Annotated in this window: 5 protein-coding genes; 2 read left to right on the top strand and 3 right to left on the bottom strand. The window is 69.5% G+C overall.

Annotated features, from left to right (window positions below):
* Nucleotides 1–208, top strand: a 208-nt coding sequence (locus tag WBA11_RS05745; protein WP_424519756.1) for a hypothetical protein, incomplete at its 5' end; no start/stop codon positions are given.
* A 60-nt stretch (nucleotides 209–268) separates the two neighbouring features.
* Here the strand turns inward: WBA11_RS05745 and WBA11_RS05750 are convergent.
* Together WBA11_RS05750 and WBA11_RS05755 are read right to left on the bottom strand one after the other, a co-directional pair.
* Nucleotides 269–712 carry a hypothetical protein gene (locus tag WBA11_RS05750; protein ID WP_424519757.1) on the bottom strand — a complete coding sequence of 148 codons (444 nt, stop codon included), beginning with the start codon at nucleotides 710–712 and terminating at the stop codon, nucleotides 269–271.
* Between the two features lie 250 nt (nucleotides 713–962).
* The gene (locus WBA11_RS05755) at nucleotides 963–2003 is read right to left on the bottom strand and encodes a succinylglutamate desuccinylase/aspartoacylase family protein (RefSeq protein ID WP_424519760.1); all 1041 of its coding nucleotides are present in this window, start codon (nucleotides 2001–2003) and stop codon (nucleotides 963–965) included.
* 123 nt (nucleotides 2004–2126) lie between these two features.
* Here WBA11_RS05755 and lysS point away from each other — a divergent pair, with 123 nt between their 5' ends.
* On the top strand, nucleotides 2127–3713 hold the full coding sequence (gene lysS / locus WBA11_RS05760; RefSeq protein ID WP_424519758.1) for a lysine--tRNA ligase: 1587 nt from the start codon (nucleotides 2127–2129) through the stop codon (nucleotides 3711–3713).
* A 283-nt stretch (nucleotides 3714–3996) separates the two neighbouring features.
* Here lysS and WBA11_RS05765 read toward each other — a convergent pair.
* Nucleotides 3997–4223: hypothetical protein (locus WBA11_RS05765; RefSeq protein WP_424519759.1), on the bottom strand; the 227-nt coding region annotated here is incomplete at its 5' end.

Raw genomic sequence — 4223 nt, forward strand, 5'->3', positions numbered from 1 at the left:
GGCCCAGGGCGGCGCTCCCACTCCGACGTGGCTCGCCGCCGCCGCTGCTGCCGTCGAGGCCCTCGGTCAGAGCGCCGAGCACGTCACGATGCTGGCCGATGGTCAGCCCCCACGCTCGTCGGCATCGGCTCTCGCCCGGCTGGTCGCCGAACGGCTCCGCTCAGGACGCGACCTCCTCCTGGCAGACGTCGCCCGATTGGTGGACTAAAAGGGCAAGGGGCAGGAGACGGACCCCGTCCCAACGTGCCCGGCGTCGTCCTCGAGGACGCTACGGAGTGCGCGGGATGACGCGCATCGAGGCCGAAAAGCGGACCGCGACGCACGACGTGGCGTCGTCCTCCCAGGCGAAGGCGTTGGGCGCACCTTGCTGCCGCGTCGCCGTCGCGTAGGCGCGGACGACCAGGCGCTGTCGGTCTCGGTCTTTTGTCGAGGACACGGCCGCGTCGAGCGTCGCCTTGGTCCAGACCGTCCCGTCGCGCTCGAACGCCGTGCCGACGGCTAGACCCGCAAAGGCTGTGGCGGTCGGGTCGAGGTCGGCGGCCTTGAGGCCGGACAGGTCGAGGCCCAACCGCTCCAAGACCGTCTCGACGGACACGCCGTCGCGGAGCACGATCGCGACGGCGAGCTCGCGCGGCGCGTACGGATCGCCCTCGAGGCCGAGCAGGCCCAAGACGTGGTCGAGGCGATGTCGGATCGAGGACGTGGGGGGCACGGAGGCTCTGCCGGAGACGACGGGAGGTTAGCGTCGGGTGATCCTCGAGGACAGCGCATCAGAAACTCGGTCCTTATCGATCTCGAGGTCGGGTGCACCCTAAAGGTCGGGATCGACACCGTACGGATTGGCTGCGCTTCCGCCTCGCGGTCCCGCGGATGACTCGTCAAGGGGACCTGAGCCGCCGGGTCGACCTCGAGGCCGTGGCCGAAGGCGCCCCGCACCTCGTGCCCCGTGCCACTTCCCCCGGTCAGTGATCGGCCTCGACGGGCTCGCGCCACCCCGAGAGACGGTCGTCGTAGGTCGAGAGGCGGGCTTGGGCCGTGTCCGGTTCGTCGAGTCGCGCGACGTGGAAGATGGCCTCGCCCTCGTACACCAACGGCAGCTGCGTCTTGCCGATGATGAGGCCGGAGTCGCGCGAGATCACCGGCCTCGAGGTCTCCCCGAGCGGCGCCGTCAGCGTCCCGACCTGCTGCCCCTCCTTGACCAGGTCCCCGATGTCGTGCGTCATCTGGAGCGTCCCGCTCTCCTCGGCCCGCGTCCACCGGCTGCTCCGCGCCACCAACGGCTCGATGCCGCGCGTCGGCGCCGTCTTCGGCAACATCCCCAGTCCGCGCATCACCGAGACGATGCCGCGGAGCCCGACCCGGATCGACTTCTCGTCCAGCCGCAGTGCCTCGCCGGCCTCGTAGAGGAGGACCGGGACGCCGCGCTCCAAGACGGTCTGGCGCATCGAGCCGTCACGCAGGTTGGCGTGCAGGATGAGCGGCACCCGGAACCCCCGCGCCATCGCGACGGCCTCCGGGATGTCGAGCGACACGCGGACTTGTGGCAGGTTCGTCCGATCGATGGCCCCCGTGTGGAGGTCGATGCCGTGCGTGCTGTTGGCCACGACCTCGCTCATGAACGTGTGCGCCAGCCTCGAGGCCATCGAGCCGCTTGCGGAGCCGGGGAACGAGCGGTTGAGGTCGCGCCGGTCGGGGAGGTACCGCGACCGCGCGGTGTAGCCGTACACGTTCACGACCGGCACCGCGATCAGCGTCCCCCGGAGCTTGCGGAGAAGCTGGAGCCCGAGCAGTCGGCGGATGATCTCGACGCCGATGATCTCGTCGCCGTGGATGGCCGCCGAGACGAACAGGCGAGGCCCGTCGCGGCGTCCTCGGATGACGTGAACTGGCATCGCCATGTCCGCCAAGGTGTAGAGCGGCGCGATGGGGAGGCGGACCGTCGTGCGCGCGCCGCGCGCGATCTCGGTGCCGCCGATGACGATCGGCTCGGGGGTGATGTCCATCTCGCAGAGTACGAGTTTCGCGTCCTCGAGGGCGAGACGGGCTAGATCGGGCGAATACGCCCTCGAGGTCGTGCGCCGCCCTCGAGGTCGGGTCATCTTGCGTCTCGACCTCCGACTGCCCGCATGGCCTCGACCGACCTCACCGAACAAGAGCGCGTCCGCCGCGACCATCTCGCCTCGTTGCGCGACGCCGGCGTCGAGCCGTACCCCGCCGACGCCTGGACCACGACGCACGCTGCCGCGGCCGTCCTCCAAGCCTACGACGACGACGCGAACAACCCCGAAGAAGACGGCACGGAGCCGATCCGCGTGACCGTCGCCGGGCGCATGATGACCAAGCGCGTCATGGGCAAGGCCTCGTTCTTCCACCTGGCCGACGAGTCGGGCCAGATCCAGATCTACGTCAAGCGCGACAACCTGCCCGAGGGGTTCTACAACACGGTCTTCAAGAAGCTGCTCGACACCGGCGACTGGGTCGGCATCGAGGGCGTCGTGTTCCGCACGCGGATGGGCGAGGTGTCCGTCGAGGCCGACAACCTGGTTCTGCTGAGCAAGTCGCTCAAGCCCTTGCCGGTCGAGAAGACGGTGACGGACGAGGAGACCGGCGAGACCAAGACGTTCAACGAGGTCTCGGACCCCGAATTCCGCTACCGCCAGCGCTACGCCGATTTGGCGCTGCACCCGGAGGTCCGCGACGTGTTCAAGACGCGGCACCGGATCGTCCGCACCATCCAGGGCTTCCTCGATGACCGGGGCTACGTCGAGGTCGAGACGCCGGCCCTCCAGCCGCTCTACGGCGGCGCCGCGGCCCGCCCGTTCACGACGCACCACAACGCGCTCGACATGCCTCTCTTCCTGCGGATCGCGGACGAGCTCTACCTCAAGCGCCTGCTGGTCGGCGGCTTCGAGGGCGTGTACGAGATCGCGAAGGACTTCCGCAACGAGGGGCTCTCTCGCTTCCACAACCCGGAGTTCACCATGCTCGAGCTGTACGTCGCCTTCCGCGACTACGACTGGATGATGGACCTGGTGGAGCGGATGTTCGAGGCCGTCGCGCTAGCCGCCACCGGCTCCACCGATGTGCCGCGCGTCCTCGAGGGCGAGACGCACGTGCTCAGCTTCGCAGCACCCTTCAAGCGGATCCCGATCTTCGACGCCATCGAGGACGCGACGGGCACCCAGCTTTACCGCGACGGCGCGGTCGCATCCCGCGACGAGATCGCTGACGTGGCCCGAGGTCTCGGCCTCGAGGTCGACGACAGCCAAGGAGCGGGCAAGCTGGTCGACGAGATCTTCGGCGAAGCGGTCGAGCCGACCCTCGTCCAGCCGACGTTCGTCACGGACTACCCGGTCGAGTTGTCGCCTTTGGCCAAGCGCCACCGGACCAAGCCTGGGTTGGTGGAGCGGTTCGAGTTGATCGCAGGCGGCAAGGAGCTCTGCAACGCGTTTAGCGAGCTCAACGACCCGCTCGACCAGCGCGCCCGGTTCGAGGACCAAGCCCGCCTCGCCTCCGCCGGCGACGACGAGGCCACGCGAGAGATCGACGAGGACTACTTGCGCGCCCTCGAGTACGGGATGCCGCCGGCGGCTGGACTGGGCGTCGGCATCGACCGGCTCGCGATGATGATGACGGGCCAGGACTCGATCCGCGACGTCCTGCTGTTCCCACTGCTCAGGCCGGAGACGGGCGCCGTCCTCGAGGACGAGTGACGTCGCTCGAGGACGGCCCGTTCTGTTCGGGCCGCGGTGACGCCGGAGGCCACGAGCTCATCGTGACCGTGTCGACCCGGCGGACCGAAGGCGGGGTCTCGATCTCCGTTGCGAACAACGAGCCGAGGATGACCGAGGACTTCCAGGCGCACGTGTTCGAGCCGTTCTCCGGCCTGACCCGCTTTGGAAGGACAGCGGACGGCGGGCGTGTCGAGGCGGGAGAGGACGCGGCGAGCGCGGGACGGGCGGAGGTCTCGGGGAGCGGAGCGGGCCATCGGTGCGGTCAGTCTGGATGGGGAGGGACGGCAAGGAGTGCGGCGACGCCGGCTGGGAGGTCGGCCTCGAGGGCGCGCCAGGTATCGGGCGGTAGGCGACGGGACAAGACGGCGCATACGGCGCGGACAGCCTCCTGCGGCCGGACGGTCCGGCGCGTCGCGCGGTCGACGGCGCGTAGGAACCCGTCGGCAGTATCGACGGACCCGGCGACGTTGGTCGGCTCGTGAAACACGC

It is taken from the genome of Rubrivirga sp. (assembly GCF_049648075.1).
GTDB lineage: Bacteria > Bacteroidota > Rhodothermia > Rhodothermales > Rubricoccaceae > Rubrivirga.

Excerpts from the sequence above, each read along its gene's own strand:
- WBA11_RS05755 (WP_424519760.1), bottom strand. The coding sequence starts at position 2,003 with ATGGACATCACCCCCGAGCCGATCGTCATCGGCGGCACCGAGATCGCG.
- lysS (WP_424519758.1), top strand. The coding sequence starts at position 2,127 with ATGGCCTCGACCGACCTCACCGAACAAGAGCGCGTCCGCCGCGACCAT.